This is a genomic window from Prauserella endophytica (assembly GCF_005146945.1).
GTDB classification, from domain to species: Bacteria; Actinomycetota; Actinomycetes; order Mycobacteriales; family Pseudonocardiaceae; genus Prauserella_A; species Prauserella_A endophytica.
In genome coordinates this window covers 1-21,485 of record NZ_SWMS01000040.1, presented here as the reverse complement: position 1 = coordinate 21,485, position 21,485 = coordinate 1, and the positions used below count along the sequence as shown (strand labels likewise).

The window sequence follows — 21,485 nt, the reverse complement described above, 5'->3', positions numbered from 1 at the left end:
CCGCTCCACACCACCCGATGGCGGCGTCCCACCCGGAACGACCTGTCCTAACTCCCCACGTAACAGAGCCGCTTGGAAAGAGAGGTACCCGATGAGCGCGCTTCTACTGATCTCAAGTGTGGACCACGCCGAGGTCGCCGTCGAGCAGGCGAGCGACTACCTGGTCCACCACCGGCGCTACGGCGGCGATCCAGCTCAGCGGGACGCCCTGCTCGGGATTTGGATCCGCCGCGAGCTTGACGCGGACCTGCCCACGTTGTTCCCGTGCGGCGAGCATGTGCAGACCTGCGGATGCGCCGTCGGGGACCCCACGGAAGGGCGCCCGCCAGCAGTGCCGGTGGGGATCCGGACCTCCTCCTCGGTGTCCGGGCTGTGGTCGCTGTGCTGGCTGGACGGTTCCGCCCTGCGCGAGGCACACAACCCCCACCAGCGACGGCGCCTGATCCTCGATGTCCTGGTGCAAGGCGCGGCGCCCGCAGCGAGCCTGCCGGGAGCGTTCTTTCCGGTCTTCGCGCACACCGACTCCCGCGACACCGTCCACGCCACCCTGACCGAACTCGGCAGCCGCTACCCGCGCCTGGTCGCGACCCACTGGTACATCGATGACCCAGAGCAGGGCATCAGTGGACCGTGCGGCACGACCAGCGCCGGATGCCGGCTCGCACGCGGCACCGCCACGACTCGCCCCTAGCCCATCCAGCGTCCCGTCCCGTCACGTCCTCGGTCTCAGGAGCAGCATGACCACGCATTCCACATCCGCACCGATCACCGTCGCCCACGGAGACGGAATCGGTCCGGAAATCATGGAAGCCACCCTTTCGGTGCTCAACGCCGCAGGCGCGGCCCTTGACATCGACACGATCACCATCGGAGAGTCGGTCTATCAGGCTGGCAACCCCGCCGGCGTCACTCCCGAGGCGCTCGAGTCGATCCGCCGCACGGGTGTGTTCCTCAAGGCGCCCATCACCACCCCGCAAGGCGGAGGGTTCAAGAGCCTCAACGTCACCGTGCGCAAGACGTTCGGTCTCTATGCCAACGTCCGGCCATGCGTCGCCTACGCACCGTTCGTCGCCACCAAGCACCCTGGCATGGACGTCGTCATCGTTCGGGAGAACGAAGAGGACCTCTACGCCGGCATCGAGCACCGCCAGACCGACGAGGTCGTGCAGTGCCTCAAGCTCATCTCCCGGCAGGGATGCGAGCGGGTAATTCGCTACGCCTTCGAGTACGCCACAGCCTATCGGCGAACCAAGGTGACAGCGTTCACCAAGGACAACATCATGAAGATGACCGACGGCCTGTTCCACCGGGTGTTCGACGAGGTCGCCGCCGACTACCCCGATATCCAGGCAGAGCATTGGATCGTCGACATCGGTGCGGCCAAGCTCGCCGACACCCCCGAGGCGTTCGACGTCGTCGTCCTGCCGAACCTCTACGGCGACATCCTCTCCGACGTCGCCGCCCAGATCGCCGGATCTGTCGGCCTCGCCGGAAGCGCGAACATCGGCGAGCGAGTCGCCATGTTCGAAGCCATCCACGGATCCGCCCCCCGGCGAGCCGGCCAAGACGTTGCGAATCCTTCAGGGCTGCTGCTGGCCGCGGTACAGATGCTGGTCCACATCGGACAAGCCGACGTCGCGAGCCGAGTCCACAACGCCTGGCTGCGGACCATCGAAGACGGCATCCACACCTACGACATCTACGAGCCCGATACCAGCACCTCCAAGGTCGGCACCACGGCGTTCGCGGCATCGGTCATCGACCGTCTCGGCCAAGAACCCACCCGGCTGCCGGCAACGCACTACGCCCAGCACAGGCCGATCACCGTCAAGCTCGCGGGCCGATCCGCTGCCGCCAAGACCCAGCTCGGCGTCGACGTGTTCGTCCACAGCCCAGACACCACCCCAGACGAACTCGCCGCCAAGCTTCGTCCGTTCGCCGCACCCCTGCACCTTGACATGATCTCCAACCGGGGACAGAAGGTCTGGCCAGGCGGCGCGCCCGAGACCCTGCTCACCGACCACTGGCGATGCCGCTTCCTCGACCCGCGCGGGACCACCACCGCCGCCGAGGTCGTCGCCCTCCAGGCCCGCATGGTCGAGCACGGCATCGAACCGATCAAGACCGAAGGACTCTACGCCTTCGACGGCGAACCCGCATTCACCCGAGGCCAGGGCCAATGAAGGGCCGAGCTGACCAAGCGAAGCCGGGAGAAGACATGGACCCGCGTCACCGTAGCCGAATCGTCACCGACGGCGTCACCCGAGCACCGGCCCGGGCGATGCTGCGGGCAGTCGGGTTCGCCGACGAGGACTTCACCCGGCCGCAGATCGGTGTGGCCGCGGCCGCCAACGACCTCACACCCTGCAACATCGCCCTGGACCGCCTGGCAGGCGCGACGGCCGACGGGGTCAGGAAGGCGGGCGGGGTGGCGATGCGGTTCTCGACCATCGCCATGTCCGATGGGATCGCCATGGGGCACCGCGGCATGCGCGCGTCCCTTCCCAGCCGGGACCTCATCGCAGACTCGGTCGAGTGTGTCATGGAGGCCGAACAACTCGACGCGATGGTCACCATCGCCGGCTGCGACAAGAGCCTTCCCGGGATGCTCATGGCCGCCGCACGCCTCAACGTACCCACGGCGTTCTTGTACGGCGGCTCCTCCCTCCCCGGGAGCTGGCAGGGTCGGCCGGTGACGATCCAGGACGTGTTCGAGGCCGTCGGCGCGCAGGCAAGCGGCCTGCTCAGCACCGACGACCTCGACGAGCTGGAGCGCGCCGCGTGCCCAGGAGCCGGATCGTGCGCCGGCATGTACACCGCCAACACGATCGCCGCCGAAGCCGAAGCCCTCGGTATCGCACTGCCCGGCTCGGCATCCGCCCCCGCCATCGACCCCACACGCCCCGGCATCGCCCACGACACCGGAGCGGCCGCCGTCGCCGCCCTGCGCGCCGGGATCCGCCCACGCGACATCCTCACCCGCGAAGCCTTCGAGAACGCCATCACCGTGGTCATGGCCCTGGGCGGGTCGACCAACGCCGCGCTGCACCTACCCGCCATCGCCCACGAAGCCGGCGTCCGCCTGACCCTCGACGACTTCGACCGGATCAGCCGACACACCCCCCACATCGCCGATCTCCGTCCCGGTGGGCGCCACGTCATGGCCGACCTGCACCAGGTCGGTGGCGTGCCCGCAGTGCTCGCCGCGCTGCTGGACGCCGGACTGCTCCACGGCGACTGCCTGACCGTGACCGGAGCCACCCTGGCCGAGAACCTCGCCGAACTCGCAGCCCCGAAACCCGACGGTACGGTCCTCCGAACGCCAGATGACCCGCTCCGCCCCGACGGCGGCCTGGCCATCCTCCGCGGGGCACTCGCCCCCAGCGGCGCGGTGGTCAAGATGGCCGGCCTGACCGTCGACCGCTTCCACGGCACAGCCCGGGTCTTCGACAACGAAGACGCCGCCATGGGCTACGTCTCAGGCGGTCGCCTCACCGCAGGCGAGGTGATCGTGATCCGGTACGAAGGCCCACGCGGCGGACCGGGAATGCCGGAGATGCTCGCCGTCACCGCCGCTGTCCGCGGCACCGGCCTGGGTGACCAGGTGGCGCTGGTCACTGACGGCCGCTTCTCCGGCGCCACCACCGGCCTCTGCGTCGGCCACGTCGCCCCCGAGGCCGCTGCCGGCGGGCCGCTGGCGCTGGTCGCCGACGGCGACCCGATCATGATCGACATCCCGGCACGCACCATCGATCTCGACGTCAACCCTGCCGAACTCGAACGACGCCGTCACCGCTGGCACCCACCCCCTGCCCCGACCGGCAACGGCTTCCTAGCCAAGTACAGCCGCCTCGTCGGCTGCGCCTCGCAGGGGGCGCTCGTCGGCGCCACCCCACGATGAGCAGCCCCACCCGACGCAAACACCATCATGTCACGCGAGCGATCCGGCTTTTCTCCCATCGCCGTGCCGGCGGCACGGCCTGCGGGGCGCATCGGCGGTGCCGCCAGCGCCGACCGCCCTGTCGAAGGAATCACCGCCACGACCGGACCCTGCATCCGCCGGGCCATCGACGTCCACCAAGCGGTCACGACCCACGCCTGCCGGGCCGCACACACCAACCCCCGCGAAGGAGCCGCACTGTGTTGGACGGCAAGCACATCCTGGTGACCGGGGTCGTCACCACCGACAGCATCGCCTTCGCCGTCGCCCGCCGCGCCCAACAACTCGGCGCCGAGGTGCTGCTCACCGGGCTCCCCCGCGATCTCGATCGGGCCCGTGCGGCGGCAGCGCAGCTCACCGGCGACATCGACGTCATCCCCTTCGACGCCACTGCCTCCCACGACACCGCCCGGCTCACCGCAACGATCGCTGAGCGGTGGGAGAGACTCGACGGCGCCCTGCACGCCATCGCCTTCGCACCCGCCGACGCCCTGGAAGGCCCCCTACTCAACGCCCGCCCCGAAGGGATCGGACTGGCGTTCCAGACCAGCACCGTATCCCTCGCCGCGCTCGCCGCGGCGGTGAACCGGCTCGCCCCACCCTCCGGCGCCAGCCTGGTCGGGCTCGACTTCGACGCCAGCGCCGCGTGGCCGGTCTACAACTGGATGGGCGTCTGCAAAGCCGGACTGGAGTCGCTCAACCGGTACCTCGCACGCGACCTCGGGCCTGCCGGAATCCGGGTCAACCTCGTCGCGGCCGGGCCGATCCATACCCGGGCGGCCACCGGCATCCCCGGCTTCGAAGCCCTGCTCGACGCCTGGGCAACCCGTTCGCCCTTGCGGTGGGACCCAGCCGACTCGACCCCGGTGGCCGACGCCGTCTGCTTCCTGTTCTCCGACCTCGCCCGCGCTATCACCGGCGAGATCCTCCACGTCGACGGCGGCTACCACGCCATGGCCGCGCCCCTGCGCCAACAGGGATCATGATGGGCCACGAGGACATCCAACACCTCCACACTGATCAGGGCAGGTGCCCTGGCGCAGACTGGGCAAGATCTCGGCTGGTTGACCCGGTGGGCGCTCCATGACCCGACCTAGCCGACTCATCCTGGTCACCGGCACCGGCACCGAGGTCGGCAAGACCTGGGTGACCGCCGCCTTGTCGCGACGATTGCGAGCATTTGGCATCGAGGTCGCGGCCCGCAAACCGGCGCAGTCGTTCACACCCGGTGATACCGCGACCGACGCCGCCGTGCTCGGCGAGGCAACTGACACGCCCGCCGACACGGTGTGCCCGCCACACCGGTGGTACCCGGTACCCCTCGCGCCACCGATGGCCGCCGACACCCTACAACTGGCTCCGATCCTGCTCGACGACCTCGTCGCCGAACTCGACTGGCCCTCAGACGTCGCCATCGGCTTCGTCGAGGGCGCAGGCGGGCTGTGCTCACCAATCGCCCATGACGGCGACACCCTCTCACTGGCGCAGCGGGTGAGACCGGACCTCGTGCTACTGGTCACCGAGCCTGTCCTAGGAGTTGTGTCCCAGGTGCGCCTCGCCGCGCGAGCCCTCACCGGACACGAGGTGCTAGTCGTCCTGAACCGATACGACCCCAGCGACGAGGTGCACCGGCGTAGCCGCGACTGGCTGACAGCCATCGACGCGCTCGCCGTACTCACCAACCACGACCTCGCCGACACCGTTGATTCCGACGCGGCCTGGCGCGCCATCAGCGGCGAGCCCCCCTCGGCACGCAATCCCTGACCACGCCCCTCGGTCACTGACCCGCTTACCCACGTCCTGGACCCGAGCGGTTGGTCAGACCGGGTCAGTTTCACCCGGCAGCGACAGTCACCATGAGTGATCGCGAGAGGTGAGAACTCGACGCGGAACGGTATTGCTCTGCGCCAGCAGGCTCGCCTGAGTCGTGGCGAGGCTGCCAGCAGCGGCCGGCGCACTGTCGACACCTGGCTTCCGATCCACGACTGGACCGAAACCCAGGTATGGCAACGCATCCATGCGTCAGGTGTGCCGTACCACCCGGCCTACGACCAGGGCATGACCCGCCTGTCGTGCTCCCTCTGTGTGCTCGCCAGCCGCGCGGATCTGGTTCGCGCCGCACAACTACGCCCGGAACTGGCCGCCGAGTACGCGGAGCTGGAAGCCGAGATCGGGCACCGGTTCCGCAACGACCTGTCCATGGCCGAGATCATCACCGCCGCCGAGCAAGCCGCAACCGCGGGACACACCGAGGAGACAGCCACGATCGAGCTCGGCCAGGGCCAACTGTGGTGGCCGAGGTTCGAACGCCAGTCCGACCGCTACGGCACCGTGTTCCTGCTCACCGGTCCGGATGCCGAGGACTACGTCTCGTTCGAGAACGCACCCGTCGGCCAACCGGGACGACTCGTCGCCATCGTGGTCGAGACACGTCGCTCCGAGCACTGTGGCGACATAGCGCGGTCCCTGGCACCCGTCACGCCGACGGTCGGCGAGGAGATCACGCTCGGCGCCGGCACGTTGTTCACCGACACCGATGCCGATCTCGGCATACCCACCGCCGTCGGCCTCGCGCCGGACGACAACCGGGACGCCGACTGGCTCGACCCACGCGCCTTGTACCGCTGCCACAACCAAACCGTGCGGCTCGAACTCCGCATCAGCAGCCACACCAACAAGCGCGCACACGACACCAGGCCACGCGCAGCCTGAGAGCCGTCGCTGGCGCGGCGAACAAAGTCACAAAGGCCGTCCCTGCTCAATCGCCACACGAACCCCACCGCACACGCCGAGTGCGGGAAGAAGGAGAACGTACGTGACCAGGCTGATCGAGTCCGGCTATGACGGGCAGTTCGTCACTGACCAGGTCGGTCATTCCCACGCGGCGACCACGGCGATCTACACGGCGGTCAGCAGCGACTTCAAGAACCTAAAGGTCCGCGAGCACCTGGACGCGGTGCCGAGGAAGCCGTGCTGCAACGCGCCTTCGCGATGGCCGAGACGGAGGCGGAGATGGACGACGACTTCAGCGATCACACGTCAGGTGAGCCTGCTGGCCGCCGGAGGAGGGTGCGATGAACGCGGTGTCCCGGCAAGGACCGGACGAGCAGAACGACGACGTGCAGGTCCGGCAGCCGCGCTACGAGTGGCGGCTGCGTGAGCTGATGGCGGTCCGCAAGAACTGGTACACCACCACGAAGCTGATCCCGGAGTTGCGCAAGTACGGCTTCGAGTTCGACCGCAGCTCGATCTACCGGCTCGTCAGCACCGAACGTCCGCCGAAGATGCCGATCGAGTTGATCCTGGCCTTGTGCAAGATCCTCGACTGCCGCTTCGAGGACCTGGCGGTGGAGGTCGAGCCGCAATCGGCCACCGAGGAGCCGGCTCGCCGGGGTCCGCGGCCGGCCGTGCCGGACATGCCGTTGTTGTCCGCGGACTTCTTCGACGCCGAGAGCTGACCGGACACCGGGTCACGCACGTGGGGAAAGGGCGAGGTGTCTGCGCCAGCTGTGGATGCGACCGATCTCTGGTCGCTAGCGGGCTGTGCCATACCTGCTACCACGCCCGCCGGGACAAGGAGAGCTGTGTCGGGTGTGGCCGTCTGACCGTTCCGATTGGACGTACGGCGGAGGGGGCGTGGTGCCAGAACTGCAACGGAAAGCGCCGGGCCGAACCGTGCTCGCTGTGCGGTCGGTCGGGGCGGGTGGCCGCGCGGCGCTACGGGCAGCCGGTGTGTTCGCGGTGTTGGCAGCGCGAGCGGCGCGTCCCGCTGCCCTGCTCGGTATGCGGGCGGACGATGAAGGCCACGAAGAACAGCCCGCAGGGCCGGGTCTGCTACACCTGCCACCGCAAGACCGTTCCCCGCGAGCCCTGCTGGATGTGCGGCAAGGTCGTGCTGGCCGCCGCCCACACCGAGGAAGGAGCGTGGTGCGAACGATGCCGCCGGACGCATCTGGCCGAGCCCTGCTCACGATGCGGCCAGACGGCGCCGGTCACCGTCCGCGACGACGAGAAACGGCCGGTGTGCCGGCGGTGTTGGCAGCGCGGGCATCAACGGCCGCTGCGCCGGTGCATCGACTGCGGCGAGGACAAGCCTGCGGCTCGGCTCATCGAGGACGGGCCACTGTGCGAGAAGTGCGACAACCGGCGTGCGCCGGAGGTGCTGTGCCCGCGCTGCGGGAAGACCCGCAAGGTCGGGATTCTGAGCACGGGGGTTTGCCGGGCCTGCGCCCAGCAAGCTGGGCCACGCCAGCCGTGCCACAACTGCGGCCGGACCAGGTTGGTGGCCTACCGCGACGCCGACGGCGAACCGTGGTGCGACGGCTGCCGCCGCCAGACGCTGGCCGAACCGTGCTCGGGCTGCGGCGTCCACAAGGTGGTGTGCGCGCGTGACCATAATGGACCGTGGTGCAAAGCGTGCTGGGAAGTGGTGCGGCCCGGTCCGCCGTGTACCGACTGCGGGCAACGACCGTCGATGTCCGTGCCAGCTACGGACGGTGTGGCCAGGTGCGTGCCGTGCTACCTGGCCGCCCAGGTCCCCTGCACCCGATGCGGAACCACCGCCCGCGCCGAACGACATTGGCCGGAGGGCCCGGTCTGCCTGTCCTGTGTGGACGCGGTACGGCTCACACACGAGCACTGCCACTGCTGCGGCCAACTAGCCGCGGTGTTCCGCCGCGAGCCCGCCGGGCCGTTGTGCCCGGACTGCGCGGGCGTCACCTTCTCCTAGGGGGACCGCCGGGATACGGGAGAAACCTGCCAAGTGGTCGGGTAGTGCCTGGTAGAGGGCGCTAGAGATCGTTAGAGAGCCCGTGTGACGTGGGTGCGGCGGGTGTTGGTTAGGGTGCGCTGGGTTACGTCCGCTGGCTGGGCCTGGGGTGCTGGGTGGCTTCGATCGATCGGACCGCCTATCCTCGGTTCAAGCGGGTGGTGTCGGTCCGTGAGCTGGCGGAGGCGTTCACGCCGGTCGCCGGCGAGATTGAGTGGGCTCGGGGGCGGAGTCAGGGCGAGCCGAACTTCCTGGCGTTGGTGGTGCTGCTGAAGTGCTACCAGCGGCTGGGGCATTTCCCGAAGCTGGCTGACGTGCCGGTGGTGGTGATCAACCATGTCCGGGCCGCGCTGGGCCTGGCCGAGGACGTCCTGGCGGTGCACGAGTCGGATCGGACGTTGTGTCGCCACCGTGACTACGTCCGTGACCGACTGAATGTGGTCTACAAGCCCGCCGAGGCACGCGCGATCGCCGAGAAAGCGATCCGCAAGGCGGTCACCACGAAGGACAACCCGGCCGACCTGATCAACGTCGCGCTGGAGGAGCTGGTCCGGGCACGGCGCGAGCTGCCGGGGTTCACCACGCTGGACAAGATGGTCTCCGCGAGCCGCACCGAGACGAACACCGCGTTGTTCGGGCTGGTCGCGACCCGGCTGGACGCGGCGGACCGGCGGCGGCTCGCGCGGCTGCTGTGGCTGGACCCGACATCGCGGCGCAGCGAGTTTGACCGGCTGAAGACGCCGGCGAAGGCGGCGTCGGTGGGAAAGTTCAAGCTTCGCCTGGCCCACCTGCAAGCGCTGGACGAGCTCGGCGCGACCGAGCAGTGGCTCGACGGCATCCCGGCGACGAAGATCGCGCATTTCGCCGGGGAGGCGCGGGTGACCGACGTCGGCGACATGCGGGATATCGGCGAGGCGAAGCGGTGGACGTTGCTGGCGAGCCTGATCCACGAGTGCCGGACCACGGCCCGGGACGAGGTCGCGACGATGTTCTGCAAGCGGATGGCGGTGATCCACAAGAAGGGCAAGGAGCGGCTGGTCGAGCTGCATGAGCAGCACCGCGCCGAGTCCGAGCGGCTGCTGGACGTGTTCGGTGATGTCCTGGCCGGCGCCCGGGAGGCCACCGCACCAGACAACGACGGCGCGACCGCGCCGGAACCCGCGGCCGCGGTGGCCGAGCGGGCCGGGCGGCTGCTGCTCAAGACGCTGGCCGACGCGGGCGGGGTGGAGCAGCTCTCGGCAGCGCATGAGGTGGTGTCGGCGCACCACGGCAACAACTACCTGCCGTTGCTGGAGAAGTTCTACAAGAGCCACCGCTCGGCGCTGTTCACCCTGCTCGACACCCTCGACCTGGAGCCGACCAGCGCGGATCACAGCGTGGCCGACGCGGTGGAGTTCCTGCGCGCGATCCGGGGCCGCACCGGCGAGTACGTCCCGGAGAAGGTGACCGTCGGGCGTGGGGCGGACGCGGTGACGGTGGCGATCGACATCGACTTCGTCACTGAGGCGTGGCGCAAGATCCTGGTGGTGAAGGACCGGCCGGGCAAGCTGGTGCGCCGTCACCTGGAGGTGTGCGTGTTCTCCTACCTCGCCTCCGAGCTGCGCTCCGGGGACATCGCGGTGGTCGGCGCCGACTCCTACGCCAACCTGCACGCGCAGCTGATGTCCTGGGATGAGTGCGTCCCGCTGGCCGAGCAGTTCTGCGGCCAGGCCGGGATTCCCTCGGACCCGAAGGAGCTCACGGCGCACTACCGGGCGGCGCTGACCGATATCGCCGCGGTGGTGGACGCCGGGTTCCCGCACAACACCGACCTGTCCTTCGAGGACGGCCGCCCGGTCCTGCGGCGCCGCAAGGGTGCCGACCGGCGCCCGTCCGCGCTGGCGCTGGAGGAGTCGATTCACCAGCGGCTGCCCGAACGCGGGCTGCTGGACATCCTGGCCCGCACCGCGCACCTGGTCGGCTGGCCGCGGCACTTCGGGCCGGCGTCGGGATCGGACCCGAAGATCCGCGACGCGATGGCCCGCTACGTCCTGACCGTGTTCGCCAACGGCACGCTTCTCGGCCCCGCGCAGGTCGCGCGGCACATGCGTGACCAGGTCAGCGCGCACGAGCTGTCGATCGCGGCGAACAAGCACACCACTTGCGCCAAGATCGACGCCGCGTCCACCGACGTGATCAACGAGTTCGCGAAGCTCGACGTCGCCGGGATGTGGGGCGACGGCCGGGTGGTCGCGGTGGACGGCACGCAGGTGGACACGTGGGAGAACAACATCCTCGCCGAGTCCCACATCCGCTACGGCGGCTACGGCGGGATCGCCTACCGGCACATCTCCGACACCTACATCGCCCTGTTCTCCCACTTCATCCCGTGCGGGGTGTGGGCGGCCGTCTATATCATCGAAGGGTTGCTGCGCAACGACTCGGAGATCCAGCCCGACACGATCCACGCCGACACCCAAGGCCAGTCCCTGCCTGTTTTCGGGCTCGCCGCGCTGCTCGGCTTCGACCTGCTCCCGCGCATCCGCAACTGGGCGGATCTGAACTTCTACCGGCCCAGCGCGGACACCGGGTTCGCGCACATCGACTCGCTGTTCGGCGACAACGTGATCGACTGGGGCCTGATCGAGACGCATTGGACGGACCTGCTGCGCACCGCGATCTCGATCAGCGAGGGCCGGTTGTCGTCGATGACGCTGCTGCGCCGGCTGGGCAACAACTCGCGGAAGAACCGCCTGTACCGGGCGTTCCGGGAGCTGGGCCGGGTCATCCGCACGATCACGCTGCTGCGGTTCCTCGCGGACGCGCAGTTGCGGGAGCAGATCACCGCGATCACCAACAAGGCCGAGGCGTTCCACGGGTTCTCCGCGTGGCTGCGTTTCGGCGGGGAGGCGGTCGGGCGTAACGACCCGGACTACCAGGAAAAGATCATCAAGTTCAACGAGCTGCTCGCGAACTGCGTGATCTACTCCAACGCCTGCGACATCACCGCCGCGGCGAACGCGCTGGCCTCCGACGGGCACCCGATCGACACCGACGATCTGGCCACGATCTCCCCGTACATCACCCACACCATCCGCCGCTTCGGGGACTGGGTGCTCGATCTGTCGCCGCCTGACGCGGTGCCGGTCACTACGCTGGACCTGGTGCCGGGGGCGCTGTTCCCCGGCGACGCCACCGCGCCGCGCCGGACAAGGGCGCGCGTCACCGCGAAGTAAGGGATCCTGATGACCACCCGTTGGGTCCGCTACGTCGTTCCGGTCATGGTCGAGATCGACTGCGACAACGACTCCATCGCGGGCTGCGCGCAACCCCAATCGCCGGGAAGCGCCCCCTGGGGGAAACTGCCTCGCGCGCGACGCGCATGCGTCTCGCCACTTAGGGCGCGATCCGACGCCCCAACCCCGCACGACGAGGTTTCACGTTTCATCGCTGCTCGGGGAGCGGCGTGCCCGGATGTTCGGAGTCGCCGGACTGGCGATCCCGGTGGGGGGCCGCACTGGAGACCGTTGCACTGGAGACAGTGGCTGTGGCCTGGCCGCATATGGCGGGCGTGGTGGCGTGGTCGAGTCCTCCGGGACGCTTATCGGACCGTTGCCTGAGGGTGGCTCGTCATTCTCGCTATCGCCATCCCCGGTCAGGATGCAAAAGTCGGTGAGGAAGCAAGCGACCTCGCCGTCGGCGGTGCGCCCAACCCAGGTTGGATAGTGCCCGTCTCCGCTACCAGAGGGAAACGCCACCGCAAGGGGCCGGTCCCCGTCGTCGGCCAGTGTGGCGGGCGCGGTGCGGTCGGTCTCGCCGAGGATGTGGATGTCCAGGTTAGATAGCAGCTGGTTGCTGTAGTCGTCGTTCTCGCGCAGCGCCGCGATGTTCGCCGCGTCCACGAAGCCGCCGGCGCCGCCGACGACCGGATAGCCGAAGTACTCGTCGTCGCCCAGTTCGGCGGCATCCTGGCCCGCGCACGTCGCCATCTCCCAGGAGGCGGCTGGCTCGTCCCGGATCATCAGCCGGGCCGCCGCGACCCACTCCTGCGCATCCTGCTCGTCCGGTTCGCCGAACACGGCGAGCACCAGCACCACCGGATACCGGCCCGGTGGCACCTGTTGGACAAACCTGTCCTCGGAGCCGGACATCGACAAGAACATGGCCGGCTCGCCGGCGACGACCCGCCCGGACGGCAGCCACAGCGAGGCGTCCTGCCGCAGCCGGACGGTGGCGACATCGCCGCGGGACAGTGTGTGATGCGTTCCTGGGGCGAACAGCCATTCGAAATCGGGTGCGGACACCGGCATAACTGCTCCTTCGACGAGTTTCTTCACTGTCCACCGGCGCCGAAGACGGATGACACCTTGGCGACACCTGATGAAGCGATCGTAGCCACCTCTTCTCCCCGGCCTAGCCATGTCCACCGGCAAATGTCCTAACGGATCCGATCGGATACCTGGAAGGGCACCGGTGTCAGGCTTCGCGCGGCAAGGGACCTGTAGTTTCTCTCATAAATGAACAGTTGTGACAGTTCTGCGAACAGCCCGATCCGCCCCGAAGATCCGCAGGTCGCGATTCGCACAAAACCTCTCAGAACCCCCCCCCCCGTTACCTTTTTCGTAGCTCCTGATCAAGGAGTCGTGGTCGCCAGGTCCGGCATGACTGACGCCCCCAGTCGAGCGCATGATCCGGGGGGTGGTGTCACCGGACCTGGTGGCATCGAGGGACCGCTGATAGGGACACGGCCGCCCGCCGGGCAGGTCTCGTCGTAACGTGGGTGCCGGCCGTCGATGCCCGACCGGCGACCACCCGCGACGAACGAACGGCAGGACGGATGACCAGCGGTTACCAGGTGTTCCTCGGCCTGGACGTCGGCAAGGGCGAACACCACGCCGTCGGCCTGGACCCGGCGGGCAAGCGGCTTCACGACGCGCCGCTGCCCAACAGCGAACCGAAGCTGCGGGCGCTGTTCGACAAGCTCGCCGCGCACGGGCCGTTGCTGGTGGTGGTCGATCAACCGGCGACGATCGGCGCGCTGCCGGTCGCGGTGGCCCGCGCGGCCGGCCACCGGGTGGCCTACCTGCCCGGCCTGGCCATGCGACGCATCGCCGACCTCTACCCCGGCCGCGCGAAAACCGACGCCCGGGACGCGTTCGTCATCGCCGACGCCGCCCGCTCGCTGCCGCACACGCTGCGCCCGGTCGACGTCGGCGACGACGCCCTGGCCGAGCTGGACGTGCTGGTCGGGTTCGACGACGACCTGGCCGGTGAGGCCACCCGGATCGGCAACCGCATCCGCGGCCTGCTCACCGGCGTCCACCCCGCCCTGGAACGCGCGATCGGCCCGAGGATCAGTCACCCGGCGGTGCTGGAGATCCTGTCCCGCTGCGGCGGCCCGACCGGCATCCGCGCCGCCGGCCGCCGCAAGCTCACCGCGATCGCCACCGCGCACGCGCCCCGCATGGGCGACAAACTCGTCACCGCGATCCTGGCCGCGCTGGACGAGCAGACCGTCGTCGTCCCGGGCACAACGGCGGCCGACACCGTCCTGCCCCGTCTGGCCGACAGCCTGAAAACCGTTCTCCAGCAACGCAAACAGGTCGCCACCGAGGTCGAAGGGATACTCGATGCGCACCCTCTTGCCGGGGTCCTGACCTCCATGCCCGGCGTCGGGGTCAGGACCGCAGCCCGCATCCTGCTGGAGATCGGCGACGCCACGGCGTTCAAGTCCTCCGGCCACCTGGCCGCCTACGCCGGCATCGCCCCGGTCACCCGCAGCTCGGGCTCCTCCATCAAGGGCGAGCACCCGGCCCGCACCGGCAACCGCAAACTCAAGCGGGCGTTCTTCCTCGCCGCGTTCGCAGCCTTGTCCGACCCCACCAGCAGGGCCTATTACCAGCGAAAACGCGATGAAGGGAAGAAGCACAACGCCGCGCTGATCTGCCTGGCGCGGCGCCGCTGCGACGTCCTGTTCGCCATGCTCCGCAACAAGACCTACTACCGGCACCCCGAGACCACTCCTGCCCCGGCTGCGGCTTGACAACCACATAGGGACACCCCCCCGGTTTTGACAGAGTTCTGAGAGACTGGAGGTATGCAACTCGGACCCGACGACGCAGCGGCCGCGGTCGAACGCCACCCCTGCCCGCAATGCGACGTCCCCGCCGGCAGCGCCTGCCGCACCCGCGCCGGGAAGACCGCCGCGAAGTACCACACCGCGCGCTTCATCCTCGTGCCCGCGCTACGCGACGAACTCACCGTACCCGTCCCGGCCGATCGCGGGCCCGGCAAGAAGTGGACGCAGTGCCCCGAGGTCGCCGCGCCGGCGCCTGAGACGAACGGGGCGCCGATCCGGATCGGCTACGCTCGCTGCTCGACGGCCACCCAGGAGTTGCAAAGCCAGCTCGACGCGCTCGCGGCCGCGCACTGCACGCGGGTGTTCTCCGAGAAGATCAGCACCCGCATCAAGATCCGCCCCGAGCTGGAGAAGGCACTCACCCTCGCCCACGAGATCAAGATCGCGGCACCGGACCAGCCGGTGATCCTGACCGTGCACGAGATGAAACGCCTTGCCCGCAACGCCGCCGAGCTGATGACGCTGTCCGCCCAGCTGCAAGGTGGCGGGGTGCAGCTGGAGCTGCTGAGTGGGCCGCTGACCGGCATCTACGACCCACACGGTATGGGATCGATGCTCTTCGCCGTGCTCGCCGTCGCCGCCCAGCTCGACCGCGACTACATCCGCGAAAAGACCCTCGAAGGCCAGCAGGCCGCCGCCGCACGCGGCAACCACGGCGGCCGACCCAAGGTGATCGACGAAGACGACGTGCTCTTCGCCCGCGCCCTGCGCGACAAGGGCACCCCGATGCCCGACATCGTCAAGAAGCTGACCATCAAGACCGGCAAGAACGCCGGCCGGCACCCCTCAGTTGCCTCGCTCTACCGCGCCCTCGCCGACAACGACGCCTGACCAGGCACTACCCGACTACTTGGCAGGTTTCTCCCGTATCCCGGCGGTCCCCCTCCTACCGCTGCCCGACCTGTGGGGCCATGGGCCGTCTGCTGCGCGGGCACTGCGTATCCTGCATCGCGCGTCGGGACTTGGTCGAGCTGTTCACCCAGCCCGACGGGCAACCGGCCGCCTGGTTGGCGCCGCTGGCCGAGCTGCTGGAGAGCTACGACAACCCGTACTCGCTGTGCCTGTATCTGCGCCGGCCCGGCGGACAACTCATCCGCCGCATGGTCACCGGCGAACTGGCTTGCTCGCACGAGGCACTCGACGAGCTCCGGCAGACCACCGCGGTCCAGCACCTGCGCGGTACTCGCCGAGATCCTCGAACCCCGCGAGGAAGAACTCGCCCAGCTCACCCGCGACGTCCAGACCCTGCTGGCCCGAGTAACCGTCCAGCAGGACAAGACCATCCTGGCTCGCTACGTCCGGTGGCACCTGATGCCCCTGGCCCACCAGCGCGCCGAGCGGGATTCCGGCTTCACGCGCTACCAGCGCGAACACCTCCGGCGGAAGCTCGACGCCGCCCGCCTGTTGCTGAGCTACCTCCGCGCCCGCGGCATCAGCCTGGCCGCCCTCACCCAACCCGTGATGGACCGCTGGCTGATCCGCAACCGGCCCCGCCAGCGTTACGCGCGCCCGTTCCTGCTGTGGGCCGCAACCAACGGCCTCGCCCCCGCCCACGTCGCGATCGGCACCTCGGCCCACACCGGCAACCGGGAGATCATGAGCGACACCGACCGAGTCCTGCTCGCCGTCAAGCTGGAGACCGACGACACCCAGGCGCTGACCGATCGTGCCGCCGGCTGCCTGGTCCTGCAATACGGGCAAAGCTGCTGGCGACTGGTCAACCTCACCACCGACGACGTCCTCGCCCACCCGGACGAGCCCGGCGTCCTCGGCCTGCAACTCGGCCGCGACCCCTTGTGGCTACGCCCCCGGCTGTCCGTACTCCTGCAGCAGCTCGTCAACAACCGCCGCCCGCTCGCGGGCGCGCTGCGGCACCGCCCGACTCCCTACCTGTTCCCAGGGCTGCGCCCCGACCGGCCGATGACGTCGGCCACCCTCCAGGCCCGGCTGCGCAAGCTGGGCGTCCCCAGCGCCCGCACCGCCCGCAACGGCGCCTGGATGTCACTGGTTGGTTCCGTCCACTGGAAGATGCTCGCCGACCTGCTCGGTGTGGCCGACACCACCGCCAGCGCCTGGCACCGGGAGAACGGCGGCGACCGCGCCAGCTACGTCGCCAGCCGCCTTCGCCAGGGACAACGAAGCGTCGCACCCGAGTAACCGTGGCGCCATGTGTGTCCACTATGTGTCCACGTCGCGTCACCGGGTGAAGTCGCTGAGCTTCGTGTCCTTGCTCATGAGGAGATCGATGGGTGGAGGCCAGCGGCGGGATCGGCGGTGATCTGGTCGGTGTCGGTGTCGTAGTCGAACAGTTCGGCGTAGCGGCCCCAGGCGATGGCGGGGTGTCGAGTTGCTGCTGGGCGTTTTCAGCGGAGAAGGGGCGGCGGGATACCGCCGGTGAATAGCCGGGGAAGATTCCCCGCAGGATGAGTTTCCGCCACCACAGCGGCGGCTTCGCGTAGGTCGCTGGGGATCGCGCTGGCCTCGGCGATGACGTTGAACAGGATGTACCACTGGGCGCCCAGCGACATGAGCAGGATGCCGCCCCAGTTCAGCGCCCCCGCCGAGGCTGAGCACCACAGCGTGGCGGCGGTGTCCAAGCCCACGCACGCTCAGCCCGTCCCGCAGGATCACCCCAGCACCCAGGAACCCCCGATGCCGGAGACGATCTGGGCGGCACCCCGCGTGGGATCGGCAGAGCTGGCGCCGCTGACATCCCCGAAGCCGTAGGCGGACAGCAGCACGAACAGCGTGGCACCCCACAGCAACCAGGGCATTGGTCCGCAGCCCCACCATCCGGGCCCGATACTGCCGCTCGAAACCGATCAGCGCGCCCAACCCGACGCCAGCGCCGACACGCAGCGCCATCTCGACGGTGCCCGAGTCATCTTCCGCTCGCGTCGTCATGATCAGCCCCTGGCCGCCCCGCCCGAACGCCGCCACCGCAGCCGATGCGGCTCACAACCACGCTCGCCCGCCACGCAGGTACCTCGCCTTGACGACCTGGGCCGCCACGACATAGCTGAACAAGATCGCCAGCAGCCAGGGGAAGTAGCCCAGCGGCAGCGCCGCCATCCGCAGCGCGCCCGCAAGCTGCGACCACGGCAGCAGCAGGCCAACGAGTACCACCGCTACTGCGGCGGCCAGCACCGGCCGAGACGGTGCGCCGCACGGCGTCCAGACCTGCATCCCGGTCTGGCGGGTGCGCAGCACGAGCAGGATCAGGACCTGCGAGAGCAGTCCCTCGATGAACCAACCTGCCTGGAACATCGCCTGCTCGGCGGGGCTGTCGATGTCCAGCAGCCACCACAGCACGGCGAACGTGGCCAGGTCGAACAGCGAACTCAGCGGGCCGAAGGTGAGCATGAATCGGGTCAGGCCGCCGGTGTCCCACCGCCGTGGCCGGCGCAGATAGTCCTGGTCGACGCGGTCCCAGGGCAGCGCCAGTTGCGCCGCGTCGTAGAGCAGGTTCTGCACCATGAGCTGGATGGGCAGCATCGGCAGGAACGGTAGCGTCGCGCTGGCCACCAGGACACTGAGCACGTTGCCCAGGTTCGAACTCGCGGTGATCTTGACGTACTTCATGGTGTTGCCCAGCGTGCGGCGACCCTCCACCATCGCGCGGGCCAGCACCGTGAGGTCCTTGTCCAGCAGGATCAGATCGGCGGCGTCCTTGGCGACATCGGTGGCGGTGTCCGCAGCGATCCCCACATCCGCCGTCCGCAACGCCACTGTGTCGTTGACCCCGTCCCCGACGAACCCAACCGCGTGCCCGGCGTCCCGCAGCGCGGTCACGATCCGCGCCTTGTGTACCGGATTGACCTGGGCGAAGACCGTCGTGCGCGCCACGAGCCGACGCAGCTGCGCGTCGTCGGCATCCTCAACCTGCGTCCCCAGCACGATCTCGCCCACGGGGATGCCGACCTGGGCTGCCACCTGCGCTGCGACGTGCCGGTTGTCACCGGTGAGGATCTTGACCGTGACTCCGTGGTCGGCCAGGGTCCGCGCCGCGTCGGCCGCGCTGTCGCGCACCGGGTCGACGAACCCGACAAACCCGACAAGGACAAGGTCGTGCTCGTCACCCTCGTCGTAGCCGCTCAGCCGGGCGGGATACTCGCAGGCGGCGACGGCCAAGATCCGCATGCCGTGATCAGCGTAAGCGCGCACGACCTCGCCAGCCTCGCGGCGATCTGCTTCGCTGAGCTCGACTACCTCGCCGGCCCGCCGTGCGTGGGTGCAGCGGGGCAGGATCTGGTCGGGGTCGCCCTTGGTGATCAGGATGTGCTCGCCGGGCTGCTGTCGCACCACCACCGTGGCGCGCCGCCGGGTGTGGTCGAAGGGGATCTCGTCGATCTTGGTGAACGCCGCGTCGGTGACCAGCGGCGCGTCGTCGGTGGCGAGCTGGTCGATGATGGCTTCGTCGAGCCGGTTGTGCGGGCAGGTCTGGAAATGCACGGCCAGGTAGGCGTACTCGGCGGCCTCGCCGTCCGGCCGTCCGGCCGGGTCGATACTGTGCGCGTAGGCCACCCGGTCCTGGGTGAGTGTGCCGGTCTTGTCCACGCACAGCACGTCCATGCCCGCCAGGTCTTGGATGGCGTTGAGCCGGGTGATGACCACCTGCTGGCGGGAAAGGTGCACCGCGCCGCGGGCCAGGTTGGCGGCGACGATCACGGGCAGCATTTCCGGGGTCAAGCCGACCGCGACCGCGACCGCGAACAGCGCGGCCTGCGCCCAGTCGCCGGTGACGGTGCCGTTGACCGCCAGCACGATCGGCGCCATCACCAGCATGAACCGCACCAGCGTCCAGCCCACGGCGCGCACGCCGCGGTCGAAGCTGCTCTCAGGGCGGGCGTGCCGGGCCTGCTCGGCCATCGTCCCCAAGTAGGTGCGCGGCCCCGTGGTGATCACCACCGCGGTCGCGGTGCCGCTCAGGATCGACGTGCCGGCGAAGCACACCGACGACAGGTCCGCGATCTCGCCACCGGTCCGGCCGCGGGGTTGCCGATCGGGCACAGGCGATGGTGGACCCTTGCGCACCGGCAGGGTCTCCCCGGACAGCGCGGACTGGTCGACCAGCAGCGCGTTGGCCGCCACCACCCGCGCATCGGCCGGCACCAGATCCCCCGTCGCCAACACGATCACGTCACCCGGTACCAGGTCCTCTGGCGGCACCTCCCGCTCGGTCGGGGCGAGCCCGTCACCGGGCCGCCTGCGCACCGTAGTCGTCGTGGTCACCAGCGCCCGCAGGCCGCGTAACGCCTGATCGGACCGAACCTGCTGCCACCACCGCAGCACCACACTGAGCAGCACCATCACGCTCACGGTGACCGCACCACGCAGATCCCCGAGAACGGTGAGCACCACGCCCAGCCCGGTCAGCAAGGCCACGAACGGGCTAGCCACCGCGGACCGCGCCCGCCCCACCCACACCGACCCTTCGTGCCGCTGCAGCCGATTGTCGGCGCACACGGCCGACCGGTGGGTTGCCTCCTGCTCGGTCAGCCCTTTCGGGGAGCTGGACAACCGCTGAAACAGCGTGATCGGGGCCGCTGTCGCCAGCTCCCGCAGCTCCGGGTCAACCCAGGACACCACGCCGTTCGCCACCCGGTTCACAACCCATCTCCAGGCGACTGAGGCGTCGTGATCACCGGAGCCAGCCCTTCCGCTTGATGTAGGCCAGCGGAATCAACGCCGCCACGAGGGTTAACAGCGTGGTCACCAGGAAGCCGTGCTCCCATTCCAGTTCCGGCATCCAGGTGAAGTTCATGCCGTAGAACGTCGCGATCAGCGTCGGAGGCAGGAACACCGCGGTGATGATGGTGAACACCTTGACGATCTGGTTCTGCTTCACATCCAGCGACGTCATAATGGACTGCTGCAGATAACGCACCTTGTCGTGCTCGAAACTCGCGTGTTCCTTCACCCCGTCGATGTCGGCGATCAGGATGTCGATCAGCTTGCCCAGCTCCACCTCGCTCGCCGCGGTCTCGGCACGCAGGTACCGGGCGGCACGGGCCAGCAGCAATTGCGACTCCTGGGAGCGGGACACGATCTCCTCGGCCTCGTTCATTCGAGCGATGGTGTCCTGCATGTCCATCACCCCGATGTCCCGCCCGTTCTCGTCCACCCCCTTCGTGGCCATGTCGATCTCGTCGGTCATCGCCTCCAGGGCGTCGCTGGCGTAGTCGATCACCCGCTCGGCGGCCTCGTTCAGCGCGTACAGCAGCGCATACATCACCCCGTGCGGCGACCCGGCCAGGTGCGGCGTGCGCCGCATCCGCGCAACGGCCTTGTCGAACGGCGCGAACCTGACTTCTGGTTGCAAGGTGACGAGCACGTCGTGGCCGAGCGCGAACACGACCGCCTCGCGGCTGATCGTGTCCCCGGTGCGCAGGTTGACGACCACGGGCAGATAAACGAAGTCGTCGGTCTCCCACACCCGACCGTTGGCCGCCGCGAAATCCACCCCCAGTCCCTCGATCCGCTCGGCAGCCACCTGCGGATCACCGGCCGGAACCTGGACCCAACGACGACGCAGATCGACCGGGTCGAACCGAGTCCGTTCAGTCCGAGTTTCCATGACGTCTCCTAATACTGCAACGGCAGTTGGTCGTCGTGTGGTAGATCATCGTTGTGGTGGTCGATGTGGTGATGGGGCAGCT

15 protein-coding genes and 1 pseudogene are annotated in these 21,485 nt (G+C 69.0%); 11 read left to right on the top strand and 5 right to left on the bottom strand.

The features are described from left to right. Positions 1 to 91 precede the first annotated feature (91 nt). The 8 genes from FCN18_RS35945 to FCN18_RS35905 all read left to right on the top strand — a co-directional run bounded on the left by FCN18_RS35945 (position 92) and on the right by FCN18_RS35905 (position 11,923). Positions 92 to 691, top strand: coding sequence for a hypothetical protein (locus FCN18_RS35945; RefSeq protein WP_005456790.1), 600 nt, complete (start codon positions 92 to 94; stop codon positions 689 to 691). A gap of 46 nt (positions 692 to 737) precedes the next feature. Then, the gene (locus tag FCN18_RS35940) at positions 738 to 2,183 is read left to right on the top strand and encodes an NADP-dependent isocitrate dehydrogenase (RefSeq protein WP_005456797.1); all 1,446 of its coding nucleotides are present in this window, start codon (positions 738 to 740) and stop codon (positions 2,181 to 2,183) included. 35 nt (positions 2,184 to 2,218) lie between these two features. Beyond that, on the top strand, positions 2,219 to 3,901 hold the full coding sequence (gene ilvD / locus FCN18_RS35935; protein ID WP_005456798.1) for a dihydroxy-acid dehydratase: 1,683 nt from the start codon (positions 2,219 to 2,221) through the stop codon (positions 3,899 to 3,901). Positions 3,902 to 4,140: 239 nt separating this feature from the next. Then, positions 4,141 to 4,926 (top strand): enoyl-ACP reductase FabI, encoded by a 786-nt coding sequence (gene fabI / locus FCN18_RS35930; RefSeq protein ID WP_005456799.1) that lies wholly within the window; start codon positions 4,141 to 4,143, stop codon positions 4,924 to 4,926. Between the two features lie 97 nt (positions 4,927 to 5,023). Beyond that, positions 5,024 to 5,704: an ATP-dependent dethiobiotin synthetase BioD gene (bioD, locus tag FCN18_RS35925; RefSeq protein ID WP_005456800.1), complete on the top strand. Its 681-nt coding sequence runs from the start codon at positions 5,024 to 5,026 to the stop codon at positions 5,702 to 5,704. Positions 5,705 to 5,800: 96 nt separating this feature from the next. After that, positions 5,801 to 6,652 (top strand): phosphoadenosine phosphosulfate reductase domain-containing protein, encoded by an 852-nt coding sequence (locus FCN18_RS35920; RefSeq protein WP_083844754.1) that lies wholly within the window; start codon positions 5,801 to 5,803, stop codon positions 6,650 to 6,652. Positions 6,653 to 7,014: 362 nt separating this feature from the next. Then, complete coding sequence (locus FCN18_RS35910; RefSeq protein WP_005456801.1) at positions 7,015 to 7,398, top strand: helix-turn-helix domain-containing protein; 384 nt, start codon at positions 7,015 to 7,017, stop codon at positions 7,396 to 7,398. A 1,426-nt stretch (positions 7,399 to 8,824) separates the two neighbouring features. Beyond that, on the top strand, positions 8,825 to 11,923 hold the full coding sequence (locus tag FCN18_RS35905) for a Tn3 family transposase (RefSeq protein ID WP_091679433.1): 3,099 nt from the start codon (positions 8,825 to 8,827) through the stop codon (positions 11,921 to 11,923). A 201-nt stretch (positions 11,924 to 12,124) separates the two neighbouring features. Here the strand turns inward: FCN18_RS35905 and FCN18_RS35900 are convergent, their stop codons facing one another. Further along, on the bottom strand, positions 12,125 to 12,997 hold the full coding sequence (locus FCN18_RS35900) for a DUF4241 domain-containing protein (RefSeq protein ID WP_091679431.1): 873 nt from the start codon (positions 12,995 to 12,997) through the stop codon (positions 12,125 to 12,127). A gap of 527 nt (positions 12,998 to 13,524) precedes the next feature. Here FCN18_RS35900 and FCN18_RS35895 point away from each other — a divergent pair. From FCN18_RS35895 to FCN18_RS35885, 3 genes are all read left to right on the top strand, one after another. Next, entirely contained in the window at positions 13,525 to 14,730 is a 1,206-nt protein-coding gene (locus tag FCN18_RS35895) for an IS110 family RNA-guided transposase (RefSeq protein ID WP_091679428.1), read from the top strand. 54 nt (positions 14,731 to 14,784) lie between these two features. Then, positions 14,785 to 15,657 carry a recombinase family protein gene (locus FCN18_RS35890; protein ID WP_091679426.1) on the top strand — a complete coding sequence of 291 codons (873 nt, stop codon included), beginning with the start codon at positions 14,785 to 14,787 and terminating at the stop codon, positions 15,655 to 15,657. 480 nt (positions 15,658 to 16,137) lie between these two features. Beyond that, positions 16,138 to 16,983, top strand: a complete 846-nt coding sequence (locus tag FCN18_RS35885) for a hypothetical protein (RefSeq protein WP_091679423.1) — start codon at positions 16,138 to 16,140, stop codon at positions 16,981 to 16,983. Between the two features lie 206 nt (positions 16,984 to 17,189). Here the strand turns inward: FCN18_RS35885 and FCN18_RS40960 are convergent, their stop codons facing one another. The 4 genes and pseudogenes from FCN18_RS40960 to FCN18_RS35860 form a co-directional block, all read right to left on the bottom strand. Beyond that, positions 17,190 to 17,423 (bottom strand): hypothetical protein, encoded by a 234-nt coding sequence (locus tag FCN18_RS40960; protein ID WP_146770610.1) that lies wholly within the window; start codon positions 17,421 to 17,423, stop codon positions 17,190 to 17,192. Between the two features lie 55 nt (positions 17,424 to 17,478). Further along, positions 17,479 to 17,619: pseudogene (locus tag FCN18_RS40955) on the bottom strand (hypothetical protein); the annotation flags it as partial. Positions 17,620 to 17,781: 162 nt separating this feature from the next. Then, on the bottom strand, positions 17,782 to 20,436 hold the full coding sequence (gene mgtA, locus FCN18_RS35865; RefSeq protein WP_228714302.1) for a magnesium-translocating P-type ATPase: 2,655 nt from the start codon (positions 20,434 to 20,436) through the stop codon (positions 17,782 to 17,784). Positions 20,437 to 20,467: 31 nt separating this feature from the next. After that, on the bottom strand, positions 20,468 to 21,319 hold the full coding sequence (locus FCN18_RS35860; protein ID WP_158303258.1) for a CorA family divalent cation transporter: 852 nt from the start codon (positions 21,317 to 21,319) through the stop codon (positions 20,468 to 20,470). Between the last annotated feature and the right edge of the window lie 166 nt (positions 21,320 to 21,485).

Excerpts from the sequence above, each read along its gene's own strand:
- FCN18_RS35945 (WP_005456790.1), top strand. The coding sequence starts at position 92 with ATGAGCGCGCTTCTACTGATCTCAAGTGTGGACCACGCCGAGGTCGCC.
- FCN18_RS35940 (WP_005456797.1), top strand. The coding sequence starts at position 738 with ATGACCACGCATTCCACATCCGCACCGATCACCGTCGCCCACGGAGAC.
- ilvD (WP_005456798.1), top strand. The coding sequence starts at position 2,219 with ATGGACCCGCGTCACCGTAGCCGAATCGTCACCGACGGCGTCACCCGA.
- bioD (WP_005456800.1), top strand. The coding sequence starts at position 5,024 with ATGACCCGACCTAGCCGACTCATCCTGGTCACCGGCACCGGCACCGAG.
- FCN18_RS35910 (WP_005456801.1), top strand. The coding sequence starts at position 7,015 with ATGAACGCGGTGTCCCGGCAAGGACCGGACGAGCAGAACGACGACGTG.
- FCN18_RS35900 (WP_091679431.1), bottom strand. The coding sequence starts at position 12,997 with ATGCCGGTGTCCGCACCCGATTTCGAATGGCTGTTCGCCCCAGGAACG.
- FCN18_RS35895 (WP_091679428.1), top strand. The coding sequence starts at position 13,525 with ATGACCAGCGGTTACCAGGTGTTCCTCGGCCTGGACGTCGGCAAGGGC.
- FCN18_RS35890 (WP_091679426.1), top strand. The coding sequence starts at position 14,785 with ATGCAACTCGGACCCGACGACGCAGCGGCCGCGGTCGAACGCCACCCC.
- FCN18_RS35885 (WP_091679423.1), top strand. The coding sequence starts at position 16,138 with ATGCCCCTGGCCCACCAGCGCGCCGAGCGGGATTCCGGCTTCACGCGC.